The sequence below is a fragment of the Pseudomonas sp. B611 genome (genome assembly GCF_055407965.1).
On sequence record NZ_JBUZST010000002.1, the window covers coordinates 122270 to 144508 of the forward strand.

At 58.5% G+C, this 22239-nt stretch carries 21 protein-coding genes; 18 read left to right on the forward strand and 3 right to left on the reverse strand.

Annotation, left to right across the window (positions count from 1 at the left end):
- Positions 1–62 precede the first annotated feature (62 nt).
- The gene (gene mnmE, locus ACZRMO_RS05635; protein ID WP_017736240.1) at positions 63–1433 is read left to right on the forward strand and encodes a tRNA uridine-5-carboxymethylaminomethyl(34) synthesis GTPase MnmE; all 1371 of its coding nucleotides are present in this window, start codon (positions 63–65) and stop codon (positions 1431–1433) included.
- Positions 1434–1452: 19 nt separating this feature from the next.
- Here mnmE and ACZRMO_RS05640 read toward each other — a convergent pair whose 3' ends face one another.
- The 3 genes from ACZRMO_RS05640 to ACZRMO_RS05650 form a co-directional block, all read right to left on the reverse strand.
- Positions 1453–3891, reverse strand: coding sequence for a TonB-dependent siderophore receptor (locus ACZRMO_RS05640; protein ID WP_463972196.1), 2439 nt, complete (start codon positions 3889–3891; stop codon positions 1453–1455).
- Positions 3892–3980: 89 nt separating this feature from the next.
- Entirely contained in the window at positions 3981–4925 is a 945-nt protein-coding gene (locus tag ACZRMO_RS05645) for a FecR domain-containing protein (RefSeq protein WP_463972197.1), read from the reverse strand.
- On the reverse strand, positions 4925–5431 hold the full coding sequence (locus ACZRMO_RS05650) for a sigma-70 family RNA polymerase sigma factor (protein ID WP_463972198.1): 507 nt from the start codon (positions 5429–5431) through the stop codon (positions 4925–4927). The genes ACZRMO_RS05645 and ACZRMO_RS05650 overlap by 1 nt, the downstream gene beginning before the upstream one ends.
- A 563-nt stretch (positions 5432–5994) precedes the next feature.
- On the opposite strand from ACZRMO_RS05650, the gene mnmG reads away from it, so the two are divergent.
- The 17 genes from mnmG (at position 5995) to ACZRMO_RS05735 (ending at position 22238) form a co-directional block, all read left to right on the forward strand.
- The gene (gene mnmG, locus ACZRMO_RS05655; RefSeq protein WP_207040241.1) at positions 5995–7887 is read left to right on the forward strand and encodes a tRNA uridine-5-carboxymethylaminomethyl(34) synthesis enzyme MnmG; all 1893 of its coding nucleotides are present in this window, start codon (positions 5995–5997) and stop codon (positions 7885–7887) included.
- The gene (rsmG, locus tag ACZRMO_RS05660; RefSeq protein ID WP_071494728.1) at positions 7884–8528 is read left to right on the forward strand and encodes a 16S rRNA (guanine(527)-N(7))-methyltransferase RsmG; all 645 of its coding nucleotides are present in this window, start codon (positions 7884–7886) and stop codon (positions 8526–8528) included. The genes mnmG and rsmG overlap by 4 nt, the downstream gene beginning before the upstream one ends.
- Before the next feature lie 18 nt (positions 8529–8546).
- The gene (locus ACZRMO_RS05665) at positions 8547–9344 is read left to right on the forward strand and encodes a ParA family protein (RefSeq protein WP_017736233.1); all 798 of its coding nucleotides are present in this window, start codon (positions 8547–8549) and stop codon (positions 9342–9344) included.
- A gap of 9 nt (positions 9345–9353) precedes the next feature.
- Positions 9354–10226, forward strand: coding sequence for a ParB/RepB/Spo0J family partition protein (locus tag ACZRMO_RS05670; RefSeq protein WP_124527020.1), 873 nt, complete (start codon positions 9354–9356; stop codon positions 10224–10226).
- A gap of 148 nt (positions 10227–10374) precedes the next feature.
- Positions 10375–10782, forward strand: a complete 408-nt coding sequence (locus ACZRMO_RS05675) for a F0F1 ATP synthase subunit I (RefSeq protein ID WP_010565865.1) — start codon at positions 10375–10377, stop codon at positions 10780–10782.
- 16 nt (positions 10783–10798) lie between these two features.
- On the forward strand, positions 10799–11668 hold the full coding sequence (gene atpB, locus ACZRMO_RS05680) for a F0F1 ATP synthase subunit A (RefSeq protein ID WP_017736231.1): 870 nt from the start codon (positions 10799–10801) through the stop codon (positions 11666–11668).
- A gap of 134 nt (positions 11669–11802) precedes the next feature.
- Positions 11803–12060 (forward strand): F0F1 ATP synthase subunit C, encoded by a 258-nt coding sequence (atpE, locus tag ACZRMO_RS05685; protein WP_002555987.1) that lies wholly within the window; start codon positions 11803–11805, stop codon positions 12058–12060.
- A gap of 56 nt (positions 12061–12116) precedes the next feature.
- Complete coding sequence (locus tag ACZRMO_RS05690) at positions 12117–12587, forward strand: F0F1 ATP synthase subunit B (protein WP_017736230.1); 471 nt, start codon at positions 12117–12119, stop codon at positions 12585–12587.
- Positions 12588–12599: 12 nt separating this feature from the next.
- Positions 12600–13136, forward strand: a complete 537-nt coding sequence (locus ACZRMO_RS05695) for a F0F1 ATP synthase subunit delta (RefSeq protein ID WP_017736229.1) — start codon at positions 12600–12602, stop codon at positions 13134–13136.
- Between the two features lie 21 nt (positions 13137–13157).
- Entirely contained in the window at positions 13158–14702 is a 1545-nt protein-coding gene (atpA, locus tag ACZRMO_RS05700; protein WP_010207686.1) for a F0F1 ATP synthase subunit alpha, read from the forward strand.
- Between the two features lie 50 nt (positions 14703–14752).
- Entirely contained in the window at positions 14753–15613 is an 861-nt protein-coding gene (gene atpG / locus ACZRMO_RS05705; RefSeq protein ID WP_010565870.1) for a F0F1 ATP synthase subunit gamma, read from the forward strand.
- Between the two features lie 27 nt (positions 15614–15640).
- On the forward strand, positions 15641–17017 hold the full coding sequence (atpD, locus tag ACZRMO_RS05710; protein WP_010207684.1) for a F0F1 ATP synthase subunit beta: 1377 nt from the start codon (positions 15641–15643) through the stop codon (positions 17015–17017).
- Between the two features lie 44 nt (positions 17018–17061).
- Positions 17062–17478, forward strand: coding sequence for a F0F1 ATP synthase subunit epsilon (locus ACZRMO_RS05715; protein WP_003177061.1), 417 nt, complete (start codon positions 17062–17064; stop codon positions 17476–17478).
- A 123-nt stretch (positions 17479–17601) separates the two neighbouring features.
- A complete protein-coding gene (glmU, locus tag ACZRMO_RS05720; RefSeq protein WP_463972199.1) occupies positions 17602–18969 on the forward strand; it encodes a bifunctional UDP-N-acetylglucosamine diphosphorylase/glucosamine-1-phosphate N-acetyltransferase GlmU in 1368 nt (455 codons plus the stop codon).
- A 229-nt stretch (positions 18970–19198) separates the two neighbouring features.
- The gene (locus tag ACZRMO_RS05725) at positions 19199–19966 is read left to right on the forward strand and encodes a DeoR/GlpR family DNA-binding transcription regulator (RefSeq protein WP_463972200.1); all 768 of its coding nucleotides are present in this window, start codon (positions 19199–19201) and stop codon (positions 19964–19966) included.
- A 10-nt stretch (positions 19967–19976) separates the two neighbouring features.
- Positions 19977–21809 carry a glutamine--fructose-6-phosphate transaminase (isomerizing) gene (gene glmS, locus ACZRMO_RS05730; RefSeq protein ID WP_463972201.1) on the forward strand — a complete coding sequence of 611 codons (1833 nt, stop codon included), beginning with the start codon at positions 19977–19979 and terminating at the stop codon, positions 21807–21809.
- A 63-nt stretch (positions 21810–21872) separates the two neighbouring features.
- Positions 21873–22238, forward strand: a complete 366-nt coding sequence (locus ACZRMO_RS05735) for a hypothetical protein (RefSeq protein ID WP_463972202.1) — start codon at positions 21873–21875, stop codon at positions 22236–22238.
- The last annotated feature ends 1 nt before the right edge of the window (position 22239 follow it).

A 22239-nucleotide genomic window follows, 5' to 3' on the forward strand; every position in this document is an offset into this window, starting at 1 on the left:
CACTCAAGACGCCCCCTAGTGGGGCGTTTTGCTTTCCGTCACTTTTGTTCTGGAACCTGCTGATGAGTGCTCCTCGTGAAACCATCGCTGCTGTCGCTACCGCTCAAGGTCGCGGCGGTGTCGGTATTGTGCGTATTTCCGGGCCGCTTGCCGGCGTGGCTGCCCAGGCCATCAGTGGGCGGGAGTTGAAACCGCGGTACGCACATTACGGTCCCTTCCTCGATGCTGACCAAAGCGTGTTGGACGAAGGCCTGGCCCTCTATTTCCCAGGGCCGAATTCGTTTACCGGTGAAGATGTCCTGGAATTGCAGGGCCACGGTGGCCCGGTCGTCCTGGATATGTTGCTGCAACGCTGCCTGCAATTGGGCTGCCGCCTGGCGCGGCCGGGGGAGTTCAGCGAACGCGCGTTCCTGAACGACAAGCTCGACCTGGCCCAGGCCGAAGCGATTGCCGACTTGATCGAGGCCAGTTCTGCACAGGCTGCGCGTAATGCGTTGCGCTCGTTGCAGGGCGCGTTTTCCCTGCGTGTGCATAACTTGACCGAGCAACTGATCAGCTTGCGCATCTATGTCGAGGCGGCGATTGATTTTCCCGAAGAGGAAATCGACTTCCTCGCCGATGGCCACGTGCTAGCGATGCTGGATAAAGTCCGCGAGGAATTATCCACAGTGCTGCGCGAAGCCGGGCAGGGTGCATTGCTGCGTGACGGTATGACCGTGGTGATCGCCGGGCGGCCCAACGCCGGCAAATCCAGCCTGCTCAACGCCCTGGCCGGGCGCGAAGCGGCCATCGTCACTGAGATTGCCGGCACGACGCGGGATATCCTGCGCGAACATATCCACATCGATGGCATGCCGCTGCATGTGGTCGACACCGCCGGTTTGCGGGATACCGATGACCAGGTCGAGAAAATCGGCGTGGAACGGGCGCTCAAGGCCATCAGTGAGGCCGATCGCGTGTTGCTGGTGGTGGATGCCACCGCGCCTGAGGCGGTGGACCCCTTTGCCCTGTGGCCGGAATTCCTCGAACAGCGGCCAGACCCGGCCAAAGTCACGTTGATCCGTAACAAGGCTGACCTGACGGGCGAGGCGATTGCCATGGAAACCAGCGAGGATGGCCACGTCACCATCAGCCTGAGCGCCAAGTCGGCGGGTGACGGCCTGGAACTGCTGCGTGATCATCTCAAGGCCTGCATGGGCTACGAGCAGACCTCGGAAAGCAGCTTCAGTGCGCGCCGCAGGCACCTGGAGGCGCTGCGCCATGCCAGCGCGGCGCTGGAGCATGGTCGGGCACAGCTGACCCTCGCGGGCGCAGGAGAGCTGCTGGCCGAAGATTTACGCCAGGCGCAGCAGCTGTTGGGGGAAATCACCGGGGCATTTAGCTCTGATGATTTGTTGGGGCGGATCTTTTCCAGTTTCTGCATCGGCAAATAGCCGAGTTATCCACAGCGCTTTACCAGTTATACGACACCGTACCCAGCAAGGTACGGCTGTCGCCCCAGTAGCAACGCCCCGCATCGTTGCAACCTGATACATATTCTTTGTCGAACAGGTTCTTGGCGTTCAGGTCCAGCGACCAGTGCGGGTCGATCTGATAACCCACAACCGCATCCACCAATGTGACGCTTCCAGGGTCGAGCTTGCCGTACAAGCTCGGCTTGCTGTAGGAAAACGCGCTGTCGAAGTAACGCACGCCGCCGCCAAAAGACAGCCCCTTGAGTGGGCCATCGAGCATGCGGTATTTGCCCCAGATCGACGCCTGGTTGCGGGGAACTCCCGTCATCTGCCGGCCTTCTACCAGGGAACCGACCGTATCCTTGGTTATCCGAGCGTCGGTATAGGTGTAAGCCGCTGTCATATTCAGGTTCGGTGTGAGGTTGCTGTTGATCTCGACTTCCGCACCTTTGGCGCGACTCTCACCCACTTGGCGGTACGTGTTGGTCGTTGAATCGAGGTAGGTATCGTCCTCCTTGCGCAAGTCATACACCGACAGTGTCATCGCCGTGTCCCAGCCAATCGGCTCGTACTTCAAACCCACTTCGTACTGACGACTGGTGATCGGCTTGAGCGGTGAGCCTGTCACCGAGATCTGCTGCACCGGCACGAATGCGGTGGAGTAGCTGACATACGGCGTCAGGCCGTTGTCGAATTGGTACATCACGCCACCTTGGTAGGTGAACTTCTGTTCCGTGGTGCTGGAGTCGGTCGAAGGCTTCACCTTGTCGCGAAAATCACTGTCTACCCAATCCTGACGGCCGCCAAGCAAGAACAACCAGTGGTCATACTTACTCTGGATCTGTGCATAAACCCCTTTCATCTGCTGTTCCAGCAGGGTGTTTTGGATAGCGAGCGGTGTGGTCGGTTCGCGCAGGTAAACCGGGTTATACACATTGATGGTTCCGGCGAAACCAGCGTCCCAGTCCTGGTTGAACGAGGTCCGGCCGTAGCTCGCGCCGAACAGCACAGTGTTTTCCAAGTCGCCCAGCTGGAATTTTCCTTCCAGTTGGTTATCCAGGGAGTACACCATCGACTTGTTGTAGCGGTCGTAGGCGTTCATGTTCAGCTGAGTGCCGAAGCCTTGGTTGTTCAGGTCGCCCGGCCAGGTCTCATGACGGTTGATGCGTGACTGCATGTAACGCGAGTTCTGGCGGAACTGCCATTCGTCGTTGAAGCTGTGACTGAACTCGTAGCCGGTGCTCCAGGCTTCCCGCTCAAAGGTGTTCCAGTCCGGATCACCGAGCATGGTGTGCTTGGATAACTTGCCATTCGGGTTGGTCAGCAAAGTGCCCGCGGCGGGTAAGCCAAGCTCCAGGTTGGTGTGGTCTTTCTGGTAGTTGGCCAACAACGTCAGGGTGTTGTAATCGTCGAAATTCAGGGTCAGGGACGGCGCGATGTAGAGGCGGTCATCCGGCACATGGTCCGTTTGGGTCTCAGACTTGCGGCCAAGCATCACCACGCGACCCAGGATATTGCCGGCATCCGTGAGCGGGCCGGAGATATCCACACCCAGTTGGCGACGGTTATTCGAGCCGTAACCCAGTTGCACCTCTCCCTGTGGCGCAGCGGTTGGGTGCTTGCTCACCAGGTTCACCAGGCCGCCGGGAGCGTTTTCGCCATAAAGCAGCGACGACGGGCCACGGAAGATCTCGACCCGTTCCAGGCCATAGGGCTCGCTGGTAGTGTCGTACCGATTGCCTTGTACGCGTAGGCCATCGCGCAGCAATCCATAGCCGTAATCGGTGGCGTTGAAACCGCGAATGAAAAACAGGTCACCCGCCAGGCCATCACCGGCGGCGAACGGCGGTGCGAAGATACCGGGCACATAACCGAGCACTTCGGTCAGGGTCTGGGACTTCTGGTCCTTGATGCGCTGGCCGGTGACTACTGATACCGAACGCGGGGTTTCCGACAAAGGCGTACTGGTCTTAGTGCCGACCCGGCTGTTTTGCGCCTTATAGCCGACGTCCCCGGCGATCTCTTGAGTGAAACCACCCTGTTGATAAGTACTGATGGTGGTCGGGGCCAACGTCAATTCCCCGGTGGGTGCGGCTTGTAATACATAACTGCCCGGCGCCTGGACGACGGCCTGTAGGCCAGAATCACGCAGCAGCTGTGCGAAACCCTGCTCTACCGAGTAATCCCCAACCAACCCCGGACTGCGCAATCGTGCGGTTTGCTGTGGGGAAAAAGACAGAATGATATTGGTTCTGGCGGCGAATTGGCTCAAGGCGCTGTCCAGCGGGCCGGCGGCAATGCTGTAGTGCTGCATGGCGCTCGCAGCCATCACACTGGAAGGCAGGAACACCCCGACGGCAGTGGCGGTGCTCAACAATAGACCGTACGTAATGCCGTGGCAGGAGAGTCGCTGGCGAAGCTGGTTAGGAAGGCGCATGTGTGAGGAAGCCCTGAAGGTTGCGTCGTAATTACCTGTAGGGCCGCGCCAGGTAGAAAAAAGATAACCCCCTTGTGGACTATTTTTTGTCAGCCGATTCTCTGCACCGACACCCAATAGCGGGTGAAGTATTTCACCTGGATCGGCAGCGTCGCCTGCAGGTTGGCCAGCACGGCATCGGTGGAATCCAGGCGGAACGTCCCGGACACGCGCAGGCGCTGCGAAGCCCGGTCGCACTGGAGGGTGCCAGGGCGGTAACGGGCCAGTTCGTCGATGACGTCACCAAGGCGCGCGTCCAAAACGATCAACTGGCCATCAACCCAAGCAGCTTGAGTACGAAAATACTGTTGATCAGGTCCTACGTTTTGCCGATCGAAGTCGGCACTTTCGCCGGCGACGAGCATACGGCGGTGTGAAGGCTGATCGCCTGGCGACACGCTTACCGTGTCCTCCAACACACCGACCCGGGTGGAATCCGCCAGTTGGCGCACGCTGAACCGCGTACCCAATGCCTGGACCCGGCCTTGGCGAGTGTCGACATAAAAGGGCGTTTGGCCACCCAATCTGCCGGTGTGGATAAGTACTTCACCTTCGCGCAGGCGAATCAGACGCTGGCGTCCATCGAACGCGACATCGATGGCAGTGCCGGTATTGAGGTCAATCTGCGTACCGTCGGCCAGTTCGATACGCCGCCGCTGTCCTACAGCAGTGCGGTAGTCGGCCCATACGTTGCCCAGGGGCGTGTGTTTCTGAACATTCCAACCGAGATACCCCGTGCTGCCGAGCGCCAGCATCCACTTGAGCACTTGCCGGCGTTGTTGCGTGGTCGACAATGCGCGGCGGGTAACGTCCTGGGGCAGGGCACCGAGACTGCGCTGCAATTGTTCCATCTGGTTCCACGCCGCCTGATGGGACGGATCGCCATTGAGCCATTGTTGCCAGGCGTATCGTTCGGCAGGTGTCGGTGGCTGGGACTGAAACTGTACATACCAACTGGCAGCCGCCTCGAAGGTCTTGCGGTCAGGCGCTGCCATCAGAGGCCGGCCATGATCAACGCGCACTCGGTCAGCGCGCGGACCATGTGTTTTTTCACGGTGGTCAGGGAAACCCGCAGTTGATCGGCGATTTGTTGATAAGTGAGCCCGTCGATCTGCGACAGCATGAAAATCCGCCGCGCTCGCTCCCCCAGGCCAGACAGTGCTTTATCCACAGCCACCAGGGTTTCGATGATGATTGCCTTGTCTTCTTCACTGATGGCAGCGGCTTCAGGGCGCTCGGCCAGGGTTTGCTTATAAGCCTGTTCGACGGCATGCCGACGATAACGGTCGATCACCAGGCCTTTGGCAATAGTCGCCAGATAGTCACGCGGTTCCATGATCTGCGCGGCATGGCGTCCGCCCAGGATTCGCACAAACGTATCGTGCGCGACGTCTGCCGCATCGCAAGCGTTATGCAATTTGCCTTTGAGCCATCCCTGCAGCCACGAATGGTGCTGTTCGTAGATGTGCTGGACGGCGGCCGTGTGTGAAGGAGGGGACATAGGGCGCGACAGGCAGGTTAATGATAATCGCTATTATTAACTGCACTGCGGTTTTCTCACAATAGGTCTCTCTTTTACGTGCCCAGCTGTGAATCGAAAGATTACGGCGGCTTTGTCACGCCCGAAATACCCAGCGATTCATCGATTTCTGTGGATTAAGCCCTGTGAATAACCGCCCCTGTGCCCAGTTGATAACAGGGCCTGAAAACTGAAGATAAACCCGTCTGTGGATAACCATCTGTTTAATCCACAGGCTTAAAGCACTTATCCAAGGCCCTCATTGGCACATGACCACAGACTTTTGAATCGCTGTACACAACGTAAATAAAGGCCTGTAGAGATCTATCCACAGAAAGTAGGCTCAGTAGAAATAAACATAAAAACAAAGATTTAATAAATTTCTCTCTTTTAATTTCTATTGTCTGTGATTCATCCACAGCTGGTTAAATTTTGTGCAAAGGGTTCTTTAGGAAGGGCTAAGTCCCTATACTTGCCGCCAAAGCTCCAAAACCCTTTCAACAGACAATTCCTGATTACCTACATAAGCAGGCACGAGGTGCGTGGTGGATTTCCCTTCCCGTTTTGAAGTGATCGTCATCGGCGGCGGTCATGCCGGTACCGAGGCAGCACTGGCGTCAGCACGCATGGGCGTAAAAACCCTGTTGCTCACGCACAACGTGGAAACCCTCGGTGCAATGAGTTGCAACCCCGCCATTGGTGGGATCGGCAAAAGCCATTTGGTTAAAGAAATCGACGCCCTTGGCGGCGTGATGGCCATGGCTACCGACAAGGGTGGTATTCAATTTCGCGTGCTGAACAGCCGTAAAGGCCCGGCCGTGCGTGCCACTCGGGCACAAGCCGACCGCATCCTGTACAAGGCGGCTGTACGCGAAACCCTGGAAAACCAACCGAACCTGTGGATATTTCAACAAGCTGCGGATGACCTGATCGTCGAGCAAGACCAGGTACGCGGTGTTGTCACTCAGATGGGCCTGCGTTTCTTCGCAGAATCCGTGGTGTTGACCACCGGTACGTTCCTCGGCGGACTTATCCACATCGGTATGCAGAACTATTCCGGCGGTCGCGCCGGTGATCCGCCGTCGATTGCCCTGGCAAAACGCCTGCGTGAATTGCCGCTGCGCGTCGGTCGCCTGAAAACCGGGACCCCGCCGCGTATCGACGGGCGTTCTGTGGATTTCTCGGTCATGACCGAACAAGCCGGTGATACACCGATTCCGGTGATGTCGTTCATGGGTTCCAAAGAGCAGCACCCGAAACAGGTGAGCTGCTGGATTACCCACACCAACGCCCGTACCCACGAAATCATCGCCGCGAACCTCGACCGTTCGCCGATGTATTCCGGGGTTATCGAAGGTATTGGCCCGCGTTATTGCCCGTCGATCGAAGACAAGATCCACCGCTTTGCCGACAAGGAAAGCCACCAGGTCTTTATCGAGCCCGAAGGCTTGACCACCCATGAGCTGTACCCGAACGGCATTTCCACTTCCCTGCCGTTCGACGTGCAAATCCAGATCGTGCAATCGATTCGCGGCATGGAAAACGCGCACATCGTGCGTCCGGGCTACGCCATCGAGTACGACTATTTCGATCCGCGTGACCTGAAGTACAGCCTGGAAACCAAAGTGATCGGCGGTTTGTTCTTCGCCGGGCAAATCAACGGCACCACCGGTTACGAAGAAGCCGGCGCCCAAGGTTTGCTGGCCGGGACCAACGCCGCACTGCGTGCACAGGGCAAAGACAGCTGGTGCCCGCGTCGCGACGAAGCGTACATCGGCGTGTTGGTGGATGACCTGATCACCCTGGGTACCCAGGAACCGTACCGGATGTTCACTTCCCGGGCGGAATACCGCCTGATCCTGCGCGAAGACAACGCGGACTTGCGTTTGACCGAAAAAGGCCGCGAGCTTGGCTTGGTCGATGACGCGCGTTGGGAAGCCTTCTGCAAGAAACGCGAAAGCATCACGCTGGAAGAGCAACGCCTGAAAAGCACCTGGGTTCGCCCGGGTACCGAGCAAGGCGATGCGATTGCGCAAAAATTCGGTACGCCGCTGACCCACGAGTACAACTTGCTCAACCTGCTGTCGCGCCCGGAAATCGACTACGCTGGTCTGGTCGAAGTGACCGGCGGTGGCGCAGAAGATCCACAGGTCGCCGAACAGGTCGAGATCAAGACCAAGTACGCCGGTTACATCGACCGCCAGCAGGACGAGATCGCTCGCCTGCGTGCCAGTGAAGACACCAAGCTGCCTGTGGATATCGATTACACCGGGATTTCCGGGCTGTCGAAAGAAATTCAAAGCAAGCTGGGGATAACTCGGCCAGAAACCCTGGGCCAGGCTTCACGTATCCCCGGCGTCACGCCGGCAGCTATTTCGCTGTTGATGATTCATTTGAAAAAACGCGGCGCGGGCCGTCAGTTGGAGCAAAGCGCTTGAGTTCGTTGGTCACCTCGCAACACGCCGAAGAGTTATCCACAGGTGCGCGCCAGTTGGGCGTCGACCTGACCCCGGCCCAGCACGAATTGCTGCTGGGTTACCTGGCCCTGTTGATCAAATGGAACAAGGCCTACAACCTGACCGCCGTGCGTGATCCAGACGAAATGGTTTCACGCCACTTGCTCGACAGCTTGAGCGTGATGCCGTTTATCGAAAACGGTCGCTGGCTCGACGTCGGCAGTGGCGGCGGCATGCCTGGCATTCCGTTGGCGATCCTGTTTCCCGAGTCGCAAGTGACCTGCCTGGACAGCAACGGCAAGAAAACCCGCTTCCTGACCCAGGTCAAACTCGAACTCAAGCTGGATAACCTGCAAGTTATCCACAGTCGCGTCGAAGCCTTCACGCCTGAACAGCCCTTCAACGGAATTGTTTCCCGGGCCTTCAGCAGCATGGAGAACTTCAGCAACTGGACTCGCCACCTCGGCGACCGTGACACCCGCTGGCTGGCAATGAAGGGCGTCCATCCAAGCGACGAGCTGTTAGCATTGCCGGCAGACTTCCACCTCGATAGCGAACACGCCTTGGCCGTACCCGGTTGCCAAGGCCAACGCCATCTGCTGATACTGCGCCGCACGGCATGATTGGGAACACAAGCAAGAATGGCTAAGGTATTCGCGATAGCGAACCAGAAAGGTGGCGTGGGCAAAACCACCACCTGCATCAACCTCGCAGCATCCCTGGTGGCTACCAAGCGCCGGGTGCTGTTGATCGATCTCGATCCACAGGGCAACGCCACCATGGGTAGCGGTGTGGATAAACACGGCCTGGAAAACTCGGTCTACGACTTGCTGATCGGCGAATGCGACCTGGCCCAGGCCATGCACTTCTCCGAGCACGGTGGTTATCAACTGCTGCCGGCCAACCGCGATTTGACCGCGGCGGAAGTGGTGCTGCTGGAAATGCAGATGAAAGAAAGCCGTCTGCGCAGCGCCTTGGCGCCAATCCGCGAGAACTACGATTACATTTTGATCGACTGCCCGCCGTCGCTGTCGATGCTCACGCTGAACGCGTTGGTGGCGGCCGATGGGGTGATTATCCCCATGCAGTGCGAGTACTACGCACTGGAAGGGTTGAGCGACCTTGTGGATAACATCAAGCGCATCGCCGAGCTGCTCAACCCGAACCTGCAGATCGAAGGCCTGTTGCGGACCATGTTCGATCCGCGCCTGAGCCTGATGAACGACGTGTCGGCACAGCTCAAGGAACACTTTGGCGACCAGCTCTACGACACCGTGATCCCGCGCAACATCCGTCTGGCCGAAGCGCCAAGCTACGGCATGCCTGCGCTGGCGTACGACAAATCCTCGCGTGGCGCCATTGCCTACCTGGCCCTGGCTGGCGAGATGGTTCGCCGTCAACGCCGCAACTCACGCACCGCTGCAGCCCAGCCAACTTAAGGAATCCCCATGGCCGTCAAGAAACGAGGTCTCGGACGTGGACTGGATGCACTGCTGAGTGGTCCGACTGTCACGTCGCTTGAAGAGCAAGCCGTGCAGGCCGACGAGCGCGAGCTGCAACACCTGCCCCTGGACTTGATCCAGCGCGGTAAATACCAGCCACGCCGAGACATGGACCCCCAGGCGCTGGAAGAACTGGCCAACTCGATCAAGGCCCAGGGCGTGATGCAGCCGATCGTGGTTCGCCCGATCGGCGGCGGGCGCTTTGAGATCATCGCCGGTGAGCGCCGCTGGCGTGCCAGCCAGCAGGCCGGCAAGGACACCATTCCGGCGATGGTGCGCGATGTGCCGGATGAAACCGCGATCGCCATGGCGTTGATCGAGAACATCCAGCGTGAAGACCTCAACCCGGTCGAAGAAGCGATTGCGTTGCAGCGCTTGCAGCAGGAATTCCAGCTGACCCAGCAACAAGTGGCTGACGCGGTGGGCAAGTCCCGCGTGACCGTGTCCAACCTGCTGCGCCTGATCGCCTTGCCGGAAGTCATCAAGACCATGCTGTCCCATGGCGACCTGGAAATGGGTCACGCCCGTGCTTTGCTGGGTTTGCCGGAAAATCAACAGGTTGAAGGGGCGCGACACGTTGTCGCACGAGGGCTCACCGTTCGTCAGACCGAGGCCCTGGTTCGCCAGTGGCTGAGCGGCAAACCTGCACCGGTCGAAACGAGCAAACCTGATCCGGATATCGCCCGTCTCGAACAGCGCCTGGCCGAACGCCTAGGCTCTGCGGTGCAGATTCGCCACGGGAAGAAAGGCAAAGGCCAATTGGTCATCGGCTATAACTCTCTCGATGAGCTGCAGGGCGTCCTTGCCCACATCCGCTGAAACATTTACTCATGTAGCGTGTGATCGGAAATCACTACCCGGCAGTTGAATAGGGGCAGAACCGCCCCTATACTCTGCGCGCATTTTGTCGGCACAAATTATGCCAAGTTATTGATTTCCGGCAGCCGACCATTGAGGAGCAAGAGTGATGGAAACCCGCACGCCAAACACGTTGCCGTTCCATCGCTTGGCCGTTTTTCCGGTTTTATTGGCTCAATTTGTCATTTTGCTGATCGCCGCTTTGGCGCTTTGGTACTGGCATGGAGTCGTAGCCGGATATTCAGGACTCTGCGGAGGCCTGATAGCCTTGCTGCCCAATATGTATTTTGCTCACAGGGCCTTTCGGTTTTCCGGCGCCCGAGCAGCCCAGGCGATCGTCCGGTCATTTTATGCCGGCGAAGCAGGGAAACTGATTTTGACGGCAGTGCTGTTTGCACTGACCTTTGCAGGTGTGAAGCCATTGGCGCCGCTGGCTGTATTCGGCGTCTTCGTGTTGACCCAACTGGTCAGCTGGTTCGCTCCCCTGCTAATGAAAACAAGACTTTCGAAACCTTAGGGCGTTTGAGGCAACCATGGCAGAAACAACCGCTTCGGGCTATATCCAGCACCACTTGCAGAACCTGACCTTCGGTCAGCTTCCTAATGGCGGCTGGGGCTTTGCCCACTCCGCAGCAGAGGCCAAAGAAATGGGCTTCTGGGCTTTCCACCTGGATACTCTGGGTTGGTCGGTCGCATTGGGTCTGATCTTCGTCCTGATTTTCCGCATGGCGGCAAAGAAGGCGACTTCCGGTCAGCCAGGTGCTTTGCAGAACTTCGTTGAAGTATTGGTCGAATTCGTCGATGGCAGCGTGAAAGACAGCTTCCATGGCCGTAGCCCGGTGATTGCACCGCTGGCACTGACCATCTTCGTCTGGGTGTTCCTGATGAACGCCGTCGACCTGATCCCGGTTGACTGGATTCCTCAGCTCGCCATGGCGATCAGCGGCGACCCGCACATCCCATTCCGTGCCGTATCGACCACTGACCCGAACGCTACCCTGGGCATGGCCCTGTCGGTATTCGCGTTGATCATTTTCTACAGCATCAAGATCAAGGGCATCGGCGGCTTCATCGGCGAACTGACCCTGCACCCGTTCGGCAGCAAGAACATCTTCGTTCAAGCCCTGCTGATCCCGGTGAACTTCCTGCTGGAATTCGTGACCCTGATCGCCAAGCCGATCTCCCTGGCCCTGCGACTGTTCGGCAACATGTATGCCGGCGAGCTGGTGTTCATTCTGATCGCTGTGATGTTCGGCAGCGGCCTGCTCTGGCTTAGCGGCCTGGGCATTGTTCTGCAGTGGGCGTGGGCTGTGTTCCACATCCTGATCATCACCCTGCAGGCCTTCATCTTCATGATGCTGACCATCGTCTACCTGTCGATGGCGCACGAAGAGAACCATTAAGACCAGTCTCGACTAGTCTGATGTCCTTCCCGGTAAAACGGGAAGGTAGGCCCTACCGGGCTATGAAACGATTTGTTTTACCGCTTTAAAATCTAAAAAACCTAAACCATACGACGTAAAAGTCGGGAGGAAAGATGGAAACTGTAGTTGGTCTAACCGCTATCGCTGTTGCACTGTTGATCGGCCTGGGCGCCCTGGGTACTGCCATTGGTTTCGGCCTGCTGGGCGGCAAGTTCCTGGAAGGCGCAGCGCGTCAGCCAGAAATGGTTCCAATGCTGCAAGTTAAAATGTTCATCGTCGCCGGCCTGCTCGACGCCGTGACCATGATCGGTGTTGGTATCGCTCTGTTCTTCACCTTCGCGAACCCTTTCGTTGGTCAACTCGCCGGTTAATCACTCGTCTTTTCGAGTGATTGGTGTGTTGTGCAACGAATGAGCGAGGTATTGGCGTGAACATTAATGCAACCATTATTGGTCAGTCCTTAGCGTTCTTGATTTTTGTCGTTTTCTGCATGAAGTTCGTATGGCCTCCGGTCATCGCAGCTCTGCACGAACGTCAGAAGAAGATTGCGGATGGACTGGACGCTGCAGCACGAGCAGCTCGCGACCTGGAGTTGGCCCAAGATAAAGCGGGTCAACAACTGCGCGAAGCGAAAGCTCAAGCAGCCGAAATCATTGAGCAAGCCAAGAAACGCGGTAACCAGATTGTTGAAGAGGCTGTTGAAAAAGCCCGTATCGACGCTGACCGTGTGAAGGTTCAGGCTCAGGCCGAGATCGAGCAGGAACTGAATAGTGTCAAAGACGCGCTGCGTGCCCAACTGGGTGCCCTGGCCGTTGGCGGTGCTGAGAAGATCCTGGGTGCCACAATCGATCAAAACGCGCACGCGGAGCTGGTTAACAAACTGGCTGCTGAAATTTAAGCGAGGGCGATCATGGCAGAATTGACCACGTTGGCCCGACCTTACGCTAAGGCAGCCTTCGAGCACGCCCAGGCCCACCAGCAGCTGGCCTCTTGGTCAGCCATGCTCGGCCTGGCTGCAGCAGTGTCGCAAGACGACACCATGCAGCGCGTGCTCAAGGCCCCGCGACTGACGAGCGCAGACAAGGCCGCCACTTTTATTGAAGTGTGCGGCGACAAGTTTGATGTGAAAGTGCAGAACTTCTTGCACGTCGTTGCCGAAAACGACCGTCTCCTGCTTTTGCCGGAGATTGCCGCTCTGTTCGACCTGTACAAGGCCGAGCAAGAGAAATCGGTAGACGTTGAAGTGACCAGTGCTTTCGCATTGAACCAAGAACAGCAAGACAAACTCGCCAAGGTTCTCAGTGCACGACTCGACCGGGAAGTGCGCCTGCAAGTTGCGGAAGACAAATCCCTCATTGGGGGCATTGTCATTCGCGCCGGCGACCTGGTTATCGATGGCTCGATTCGCGGCAAACTCGCGAATCTTGCCGAAGCATTGAAATCTTGAGTTTGAAGGGGCAGCAGAGCAATGCAGCAACTCAATCCTTCCGAAATAAGTGAAATTATCAAGGGCCGCATCGACAAGCTCGATGTGACCTCCCAAGCCCGTAACGAAGGCACTGTCGTCAGCGTATCTGACGGTATCGTGCGGATTCACGGTCTGGCCGACGTAATGTCCGGCGAGATGATCGAGTTTCCGGGCGGCGTCTTCGGTATGGCTCTCAACCTGGAGCAGGACTCCGTAGGTGCCGTTATTCTCGGCGCATACCAGTCCCTGGCTGAAGGCATGAGCGCCAAGTGCACTGGCCGCATCCTGGAAGTTCCGGTTGGTAAGGAACTGCTGGGTCGCGTAGTCGACGCACTGGGTAACCCTGTTGACGGTAAAGGTCCACTGGGCAACACCGAGACCGACGCGGTCGAGAAAGTTGCTCCAGGCGTGATCTGGCGTAAGTCGGTAGACCAGCCTGTACAGACTGGCTACAAGGCTGTCGATGCCATGATCCCTGTCGGCCGTGGCCAGCGTGAGCTGATCATCGGTGACCGTCAGATCGGTAAAACCGCTCTGGCCATCGACGCGATCATCAACCAGAAAGACAGCGGCATTTTCTGCGTCTACGTAGCCATCGGTCAGAAGCAATCGACCATCGCCAACGTGGTTCGCAAGCTGGAAGAGAACGGCGCACTGAAAAACACGATCATCGTGGCTGCCAGTGCTTCGGAATCTCCTGCGCTGCAATACCTGGCTCCGTATGCCGGTTGCACCATGGGTGAATTCTTCCGCGACCGCGGTGAAGACGCGCTGATCGTTTATGACGATCTGTCCAAGCAAGCAGTGGCTTACCGCCAGATTTCCCTGCTGCTGCGCCGTCCACCAGGTCGTGAAGCCTACCCAGGCGACGTGTTCTATCTCCACTCCCGTCTGCTGGAGCGCGCATCCCGCGTTTCGGAAGAGTACGTAGAGAAGTTCACCAACGGCGCAGTGACCGGCAAAACCGGTTCCCTGACCGCACTGCCGATCATCGAAACCCAGGCTGGCGACGTTTCCGCGTTCGTTCCGACCAACGTGATTTCCATCACCGACGGTCAGATCTTCCTGGAATCGGCCATGTTCAACTCGGGCATCCGCCCTGCAGTGAACGCCGGTGTTTCGGTATCCCGTGTGGGTGGTGCCGCTCAGACCAAGATCATCAAGAAGCTCTCCGGTGGTATCCGTACCGCTCTGGCTCAGTACCGTGAACTGGCGGCATTCGCCCAGTTCGCTTCTGACCTGGACGAAGCGACCCGTAAGCAACTTGAGCATGGTCAGCGCGTTACCGAGCTGATGAAGCAGAAGCAATACGCCCCAATGTCGATCGCTGACATGGCGTTGTCGCTGTATGCCGCTGAGCGTGGGTTCCTGACTGACGTCGAAATCGCCAAGGTTGGCAGCTTTGAACAAGCGCTGATTGCTTACTTCAACCGCGATCACGCCGACTTGTTGGCCAAGATCAACGTGAAGGGTGACTTCAATGACGAAATCGACGCTGGCCTGAAAGCCGGTATCGAGAAGTTCAAGGCCACCCAAACCTGGTAAGCCGCAGCGGGGGCCGCAAGGCTCCCGCTTGCTAACCTGATAGGTGTTACATGGCAGGCGCAAAAGAGATTCGCAGTAAGATTGCGAGCATCAAAAGCACGCAAAAAATTACCAGCGCCATGGAAAAAGTGGCGGTCAGCAAAATGCGCAAGGCACAAATGCGCATGGCTGCTAGCCGTCCTTATGCGGAGCGTATCCGCCAGGTAATTGGGCATCTGGCCAACGCCAACCCGGAATACCGCCACCCATTCATGATCGACCGCGAAGTTAAGCGTGTGGGTTATGTGGTTGTGAGCAGTGACCGTGGTTTGTGCGGTGGTTTGAATACCAACCTGTTCAAGGCCCTGGTCAAGGACATGGCGGTAAACCGCGAAAACGGCGTCGAGATCGATCTGTGTGTAGTTGGTAGCAAGGGTGCGGCCTTTTTCCGTAACTTCGGCGGCAACGTCGTAGCAGCTATCAGCCACCTGGGTGAAGAGCCGTCGATCAATGATTTGATCGGCAGTGTGAAGGTGATGCTGGATGCATACCTGGAAGGCCGGATTGACCGCCTCTCCGTGGTATCCAACAAGTTCATCAACACCATGACCCAGCAGCCAACCGTGGAGCAATTGATTCCACTGGTGGCGACTCCGGATCAGGAACTCAAGCACCACTGGGACTACCTCTACGAACCAGACGCCAAAGAGCTGCTTGACGGCTTGATGGTGCGCTACGTGGAGTCGCAGGTGTACCAGGCGGTGGTCGAGAACAACGCAGCTGAACAAGCGGCACGGATGATCGCGATGAAAAACGCTACCGATAACGCCGGTGATCTGATCAGCGATTTGCAGCTGATCTACAACAAGGCGCGTCAGGCTGCGATCACCCAAGAGATCTCGGAAATCGTCGGCGGCGCTGCCGCGGTTTAACGGTTCAAATATTCAGAGGATCCAGCTATGAGTAGCGGACGTATCGTTCAAATCATCGGCGCCGTTATCGACGTGGAATTTCCACGCGACAGCGTACCGAGCATCTACAACGCGCTGAAAGTACAAGGCGCGGACACTACTCTGGAAGTTCAGCAACAGCTGGGCGACGGCGTAGTTCGTACCATTGCGATGGGTTCCACCGAAGGCTTGAAGCGCGGTCTGGACGTTGTCGACTCTGGCGCAGCCATCTCCGTACCGGTCGGTAAAGCGACCCTGGGCCGGATCATGGACGTACTGGGCAACCCGATTGACGAAGCTGGTCCGATCGACACCGAAGAGCGTTGGGGCATTCACCGTCCAGCACCTTCGTTCGCGGAACAAGCTGGCGGCAACGACCTGCTGGAAACTGGCATCAAGGTTATCGACCTGGTTTGCCCGTTCGCCAAAGGCGGTAAAGTCGGTCTGTTCGGTGGTGCCGGTGTAGGCAAGACCGTAAACATGATGGAACTGATCCGTAACATCGCCATCGAGCACAGCGGTTATTCCGTGTTCGCCGGTGTGGGCGAGCGTACCCGTGAGGGTAACGACTTCTACCACGAGATGAAGGACTCCAACGTTCTGGACAAAGTGGCACTGGTTTACGGTCAGATGAACGAGCCGCCGGGTAACCGTCTGCGCGTAGCACTGACTGGCCTGACCATGGCCGAGAAGTTCCGTGACGAAGGTAACGACGTTCTGCTGTTCGTCGACAACATCTACCGTTACACCTTGGCCGGTACTGAAGTATCCGCACTGCTGGGCCGTATGCCTTCCGCAGTAGGTTACCAGCCGACCCTGGCCGAAGAGATGGGCGTTCTGCAAGAACGTATTACTTCGACCAAAGAAGGTTCGATCACTTCGATCCAAGCGGTATACGTACCTGCGGATGACTTGACTGACCCGTCGCCAGCGACCACCTTCGCCCACTTGGACGCCACCGTCGTTCTGTCCCGTGACATCGCTTCCCTGGGTATCTACCCAGCGGTCGATCCACTCGACTCGACTTCGCGCCAGCTGGACCCGAACGTGATCGGCCAGGAGCACTACGACACCGCTCGCGGCGTTCAGTACGTGCTGCAGCGTTACAAAGAACTGAAGGACATCATTGCGATCCTGGGTATGGACGAGCTGTCGGAAGCCGACAAGCAGTTGGTAAACCGTGCTCGTAAGATCCAGCGTTTCTTGTCGCAGCCGTTCTTCGTGGCTGAAGTCTTCACCGGTGCCTCGGGTAAATACGTTTCCCTGAAAGACACCATTGCTGGCTTCAAAGGCATCCTCAACGGTGACTACGACCACCTGCCAGAACAAGCGTTCTACATGGTTGGCGGCATCGAAGAAGCGATCGAGAAAGCCAAGAAACTGTAATCCAAGCGCCCGGAAACGGGCGCTCATCAGGTTGAGGCAATCAGATGGCTATGACAGTCCATTGCGATATCGTCAGCGCGGAAGGGGAAATCTTCTCCGGTCTGGTAGAGATGGTGATTGCACACGGCGAACTCGGTGACCTTGGTATTGCCATGGGTCACGCGCCGTTGATCACCAGCTTGAAGCCGGGTCCGATCACTCTGACCAAGCAAGGCGGGGAAAAGGAGGTGTTCTACATCTCCGGTGGTTTCCTTGAGGTTCAGCCGAACATGGTCAAGGTACTTGCCGACACCGTGCAACGTGCTGGCGACCTGGATGAAGCCTCCGCTCAGGAAGCCGTCAAGGCTGCCGAGAAGGCCCTGAACGAAAAGGGTGCGGACTTCGACTACAGCGCTGCTGCTGTACGTCTGGCCGAGGCTGCAGCCCAGCTGCGCACGCTCCAGCAGATCCGCAAGAAGTAAGCGGCTACGCCGTCTTGTTTCATGTGCGATTGATTAAAAAGGGTAGCCTCGGCTACCCTTTTTCTTTTTCAGCAAAACACTTCTCTGGTCTGACGTCGGACCGCCCAGGATTGGTAGCCATTCATGTCTCTTGAAATCGTCATTCTCGCCGCAGGCCAAGGCACCCGCATGCGTTCGGCCCTGCCCAAGGTGCTGCATCCGGTTGCCGGCAATTCCATGCTTGGCCATGTTATCCACAGCGCGCGGCAGCTCGATCCACAGCGCATTCACGTGGTGATCGGCCACGGTGCCGATGTGGTGCGTGAACGCCTGGCCGCGGACGACCTGAATTTCGTATTGCAAGACAAGCAACTCGGCACCGGCCACGCCACCGCGCAAGCCGTGCCGTTCATCACTGCCGACACCGTGCTGATCCTCTACGGTGACGTACCACTGATCGAAGTGGAAACCCTGCAACGCCTGCTCAAGCACGTGGTGCCAGGGCAGATGGGCCTGCTCACCGTCGAGCTGGATGATCCTACCGGCTATGGCCGTATCGTGCGCAACGCTGACGGCAAGGTCGCGGCCATCGTCGAGCATAAAGATGCCAGCGAAGCCCAGCGCGCCATCACCGAAGGCAACACCGGAATCATGGCGGTGCCTGCCAATAAGCTCGCCGACTGGATGAGCCGCCTGTCCAACAACAACGCCCAGGGCGAGTACTACCTCACCGACGTGATTGAGATGGCTGTGAGCGATGGCCTGTTGGTCGCCACCGAGCAGCCTCTCGACCCCATGGAAGTGCAGGGCGCCAACGACCGCAAGCAACTCGCCGAACTGGAGCGTCACTACCAGCTGCGTGAAGGCCGCCGCCTGATGGCCCAGGGCGTGACCCTGCGCGACCCGGCGCGTTTCGATGTACGAGGCGAAGTGACCGTGGGCCGCGACGTGCTGATCGACATCAACGTGATCCTCGAAGGCCGCGTGATCATCGAAGACGACGTGGTGATCGGCCCGAACTGCGTGATCAAGGACAGCACCCTGCGCAAAGGTGTGGTGGTCAAGGCCAACAGTCACCTGGACGGTGCGGTGATGGGGGAGGGCAGCGATGCCGGTCCGTTTGCGCGACTGCGTCCGGGAACCGTGATGGGTGCCAGGGCGCATGTGGGCAATTTCGTCGAACTAAAGAACGCCCGAATGGGTGACGATGCCAAGGCCGGCCACTTGGCCTACCTCGGGGATGCGGTGATTGGTGCTCGCAGCAACATCGGCGCAGGTGCCATTACCTGCAACTACGACGGCGCGAACAAGTACCAGACGACCATTGGTGACGATGTCTTCATCGGCTCCAATAACTCACTGATTGCGCCTGTCTCTATTGGTGATGGCTCGAACACCGCCGCCGGCTCAACGATCAATCAGGATGTGGATAAGTCTCAACTGGCGGTAGCCCGCGCCCGCCAACGCAACATCGACGGCTGGAAGCGCCCGGTCAAAATCAAAAAGACCTGAGTTACCCACAGCTCACGTGGCCAACGCGATCCCCTGTGGGAGCTGGCTTGCCTGCGATAGCGGTCTATCAGTCACTGATGTGCAAACTGATACACCGCTATCGCAGGCAAGCCAGCTTCCACATTTGATTGGGGATTTTTCCAGAAATTTACTACGCCCCGCTTGACGATCTTTCGCCAATAGGTTTTGATTGTCTTCGTTATCTTTCGAAACGAAACTTATCACTGCCATGTCGAAACGAAATACACCCCAACGACGCCATAATATCCTGGCCTTGCTCAATGAACAGGGCGAAGTCAGCGTGGACGCGTTGGCCAAGCATTTCGAAACGTCGGAAGTGACCATCCGCAAGGACCTGGCAGCCCTCGAAAGCAACGGCCTGCTGCTGCGCCGCTACGGTGGCGCCATCACCGTGCCCCAGGAATTGGTGGGCGACGCCGCCCAGCCCATCTCGGTGTACAAGCGCGCCATTGCCCGTGCCGCCGTGATGCGCCTGCGTGAACACGCGCGCATCATCATCGACAGCGGCAGCACCACCGCCGCGATGATCCCGGAACTGGGCCACCAGCCCGGCCTGGTGGTGATGACCAACTCCCTGCACGTGGCCAGCGCCTTGAGCGAACTGGAGCATGAACCGGTGCTGTTGATGACCGGCGGCACCTGGGACCCTCACTCGGATTCGTTCCAGGGCCAGGTCGCCGAGCAGGTGCTACGGTCCTATGACTTTGATCAGCTGTTTATCGGTGCCGATGGCATCGACCTGCAGCGCGGTACCACCACTTTCAACGAACTGCTGGGCCTGAGCCGCGTGATGGCCGAGGTCGCCCGGGAAGTGGTGGTGATGGTCGAATCCGACAAGATCGGCCGCAAGATTCCCAACCTGGAACTGCCCTGGAGCAGCGTCCATACCCTTATTACCGATGATCGCCTGCCGCTTGAGGCCCGCGACCAGATCCAAGCCCGCGGCATTACGCTGATATGCGCGGCAATCATCTAGGAGAAACATCATGTGTGGAATTGTTGGCGCAGTCGCCGAACGTAACGTAACTGCCATCCTGCTCGAAGGCCTCAAGCGCCTGGAATATCGTGGCTACGACAGCGCCGGCGTGGCGGTTTTCACCAACGCGGGCAAGCTGGAGCGCATGCGCCGTCCGGGCAAGGTCAGCGAGTTGGAACAGGCCCTCGCGGGCGAGCCGCTGGTCGGTCGTCTGGGCATTGCCCACACCCGCTGGGCCACCCACGGTGCGCCGTGCGAGCGTAATGCCCACCCACACTTCTCCGGCGACCTGGCGGTGGTGCACAACGGCATCATCGAAAACCACGAAGTGCTGCGCGAACAACTCAAGGGCCTGGGCTACGTGTTCACCTCGGACACCGACACCGAAGTCATCGCCCACCTGCTCAACCACAAACTCAAAGACCACAGCGACCTGACCACCGCCCTCAAGGCCACGGTCAAGGAACTGCACGGCGCCTATGGCTTGGCCGTGGTCAGCGCCAGCCAGCCCGACCGCGTGGTCGCCGCCCGCAGTGGCAGCCCGTTGGTGATTGGCCTGGGCCTGGGGGAAAACTTCCTCGCTTCCGACCAACTGGCCCTGCGCCAGGTCACTGACCGCTTCATGTACCTGGAAGAAGGCGATATTGCCGACATCCGCCGTGAAAGCGTGGCGATCTGGGACGTAAACGGCAACACCGTCGAGCGCGAAGCCGTGCAGTACCGCGATGGCGCCGAAGCAGCCGACAAAGGCGAGTTCCGCCACTTCATGCTCAAAGAAATCCATGAGCAACCGGCTGTGGTGCAACGCACCCTGGAAGGTCGCTTGAGCCAGAACCAAGTGCTGGTCAACGCCTTCGGCCCACAAGCCGCCGAGCTGTTCGCCAAAGTGCGCAATGTGCAGATCGTCGCCTGTGGCACCAGCTACCACGCCGGCATGGTTGCCCGTTACTGGCTGGAAGAACTGGCCGGCATCCCGTGCCAGGTCGAAGTCGCCAGCGAATTCCGCTACCGCAAGGTGGTGGTGCAGCCCGACACCCTGTTCGTGACCATTTCCCAGTCCGGCGAAACCGCCGACACCCTGGCCGCCCTGCGCAACGCCAAGGAACTGGGCTTCCTCGCCAGCCTGGCGATCTGCAACGTGAGCATCAGCTCCCTGGTGCGTGAATCCGACCTGACCCTGCTGACCCAGGCCGGCCGCGAAATCGGCGTGGCCTCGACCAAAGCCTTCACCACCCAACTCGTTGGCTTGTTGCTGCTGACCCTGTCCCTGGGCCAAGTGCGCGGCACCCTCGCCGATGGCGTCGAAGCCACCCTGGTCGAAGAACTGCGCCGCCTGCCCACTCGCCTCGGCGAAGCCCTGGCCATGGACAGCACCGTGGAAAAAGTCGCCGAGCTGTTTGCCGACAAGAACCACACCCTGTTCCTCGGCCGTGGCGCGCAATACCCAGTGGCAATGGAGGGCGCGCTCAAGCTCAAGGAAATCTCCTACATCCACGCCGAAGCCTACCCAGCCGGCGAGCTGAAACACGGCCCACTGGCCCTGGTGGATGACGACATGCCGGTGGTCACCGTCGCGCCGAACAACGAACTGCTGGAAAAGCTCAAGTCCAACCTGCAGGAAGTGCGCGCCCGTGGCGGCCAACTGGTGGTGTTCGCCGACGAAAAAGCCGGCATGACCAACGGCGAAGGCACCCACGTCATCAACGTTCCGCATATTCACGACATCCTGTCGCCGATCCTCTACACCATCCCGCTGCAACTGCTGTCGTACTACGTTGCCGTGCTCAAGGGCACTGACGTTGACCAGCCGCGCAACCTGGCGAAGTCGGTGACGGTGGAGTAACTCCGCCTTCCCTGGAGGCCCGCCGGGTCTCCAGGACCATCACGACGAAAGGATTCGACATCGATGCCAACCTCTTTTTCCCCAATCGGCGAGCGTTTGCACAATCGCCGGTTTGCGGTCGCCAACAACAGCCAAGGGCTCTCCGGCGCCGGTACGGTGTTCCATTATCAAGTCGAAGGCGACGCCATCTCGAGCACCTACCAGGGCGGGCGGATTCGCACCGGCCAGCAGGTCGGGCGGGTAACCGGCCCGGATACCATCGAGCTGCTCTTTCAATGCCTGACCACGGAAGGGGAGTTGCTGGCGGGTTGGTCGCGGGGCACGGTTGGTGTTGATCACGCCGGGCGTACCACCCTGGCTTTTGTCTGGGGTTGGTTGTCAGGTGCGACCGGAGGCGGTGAGTCCAGCTACGTGGAAGTAGTCGCGTAGT

Excerpts from the sequence above, each read along its gene's own strand:
- glmU (WP_463972199.1), top strand. The coding sequence starts at position 17,602 with ATGTCTCTTGAAATCGTCATTCTCGCCGCAGGCCAAGGCACCCGCATG.
- atpG (WP_010565870.1), top strand. The coding sequence starts at position 14,753 with ATGGCAGGCGCAAAAGAGATTCGCAGTAAGATTGCGAGCATCAAAAGC.
- ACZRMO_RS05695 (WP_017736229.1), top strand. The coding sequence starts at position 12,600 with ATGGCAGAATTGACCACGTTGGCCCGACCTTACGCTAAGGCAGCCTTC.
- ACZRMO_RS05725 (WP_463972200.1), top strand. The coding sequence starts at position 19,199 with ATGTCGAAACGAAATACACCCCAACGACGCCATAATATCCTGGCCTTG.
- atpA (WP_010207686.1), top strand. The coding sequence starts at position 13,158 with ATGCAGCAACTCAATCCTTCCGAAATAAGTGAAATTATCAAGGGCCGC.
- ACZRMO_RS05640 (WP_463972196.1), bottom strand. The coding sequence starts at position 3,891 with ATGCGCCTTCCTAACCAGCTTCGCCAGCGACTCTCCTGCCACGGCATT.
- mnmE (WP_017736240.1), top strand. The coding sequence starts at position 63 with ATGAGTGCTCCTCGTGAAACCATCGCTGCTGTCGCTACCGCTCAAGGT.
- ACZRMO_RS05735 (WP_463972202.1), top strand. The coding sequence starts at position 21,873 with ATGCCAACCTCTTTTTCCCCAATCGGCGAGCGTTTGCACAATCGCCGG.
- atpD (WP_010207684.1), top strand. The coding sequence starts at position 15,641 with ATGAGTAGCGGACGTATCGTTCAAATCATCGGCGCCGTTATCGACGTG.
- ACZRMO_RS05715 (WP_003177061.1), top strand. The coding sequence starts at position 17,062 with ATGGCTATGACAGTCCATTGCGATATCGTCAGCGCGGAAGGGGAAATC.
- ACZRMO_RS05650 (WP_463972198.1), bottom strand. The coding sequence starts at position 5,431 with ATGTCCCCTCCTTCACACACGGCCGCCGTCCAGCACATCTACGAACAG.
- atpB (WP_017736231.1), top strand. The coding sequence starts at position 10,799 with ATGGCAGAAACAACCGCTTCGGGCTATATCCAGCACCACTTGCAGAAC.
- glmS (WP_463972201.1), top strand. The coding sequence starts at position 19,977 with ATGTGTGGAATTGTTGGCGCAGTCGCCGAACGTAACGTAACTGCCATC.
- atpE (WP_002555987.1), top strand. The coding sequence starts at position 11,803 with ATGGAAACTGTAGTTGGTCTAACCGCTATCGCTGTTGCACTGTTGATC.
- ACZRMO_RS05645 (WP_463972197.1), bottom strand. The coding sequence starts at position 4,925 with ATGGCAGCGCCTGACCGCAAGACCTTCGAGGCGGCTGCCAGTTGGTAT.
- ACZRMO_RS05675 (WP_010565865.1), top strand. The coding sequence starts at position 10,375 with ATGGAAACCCGCACGCCAAACACGTTGCCGTTCCATCGCTTGGCCGTT.
- ACZRMO_RS05670 (WP_124527020.1), top strand. The coding sequence starts at position 9,354 with ATGGCCGTCAAGAAACGAGGTCTCGGACGTGGACTGGATGCACTGCTG.
- ACZRMO_RS05665 (WP_017736233.1), top strand. The coding sequence starts at position 8,547 with ATGGCTAAGGTATTCGCGATAGCGAACCAGAAAGGTGGCGTGGGCAAA.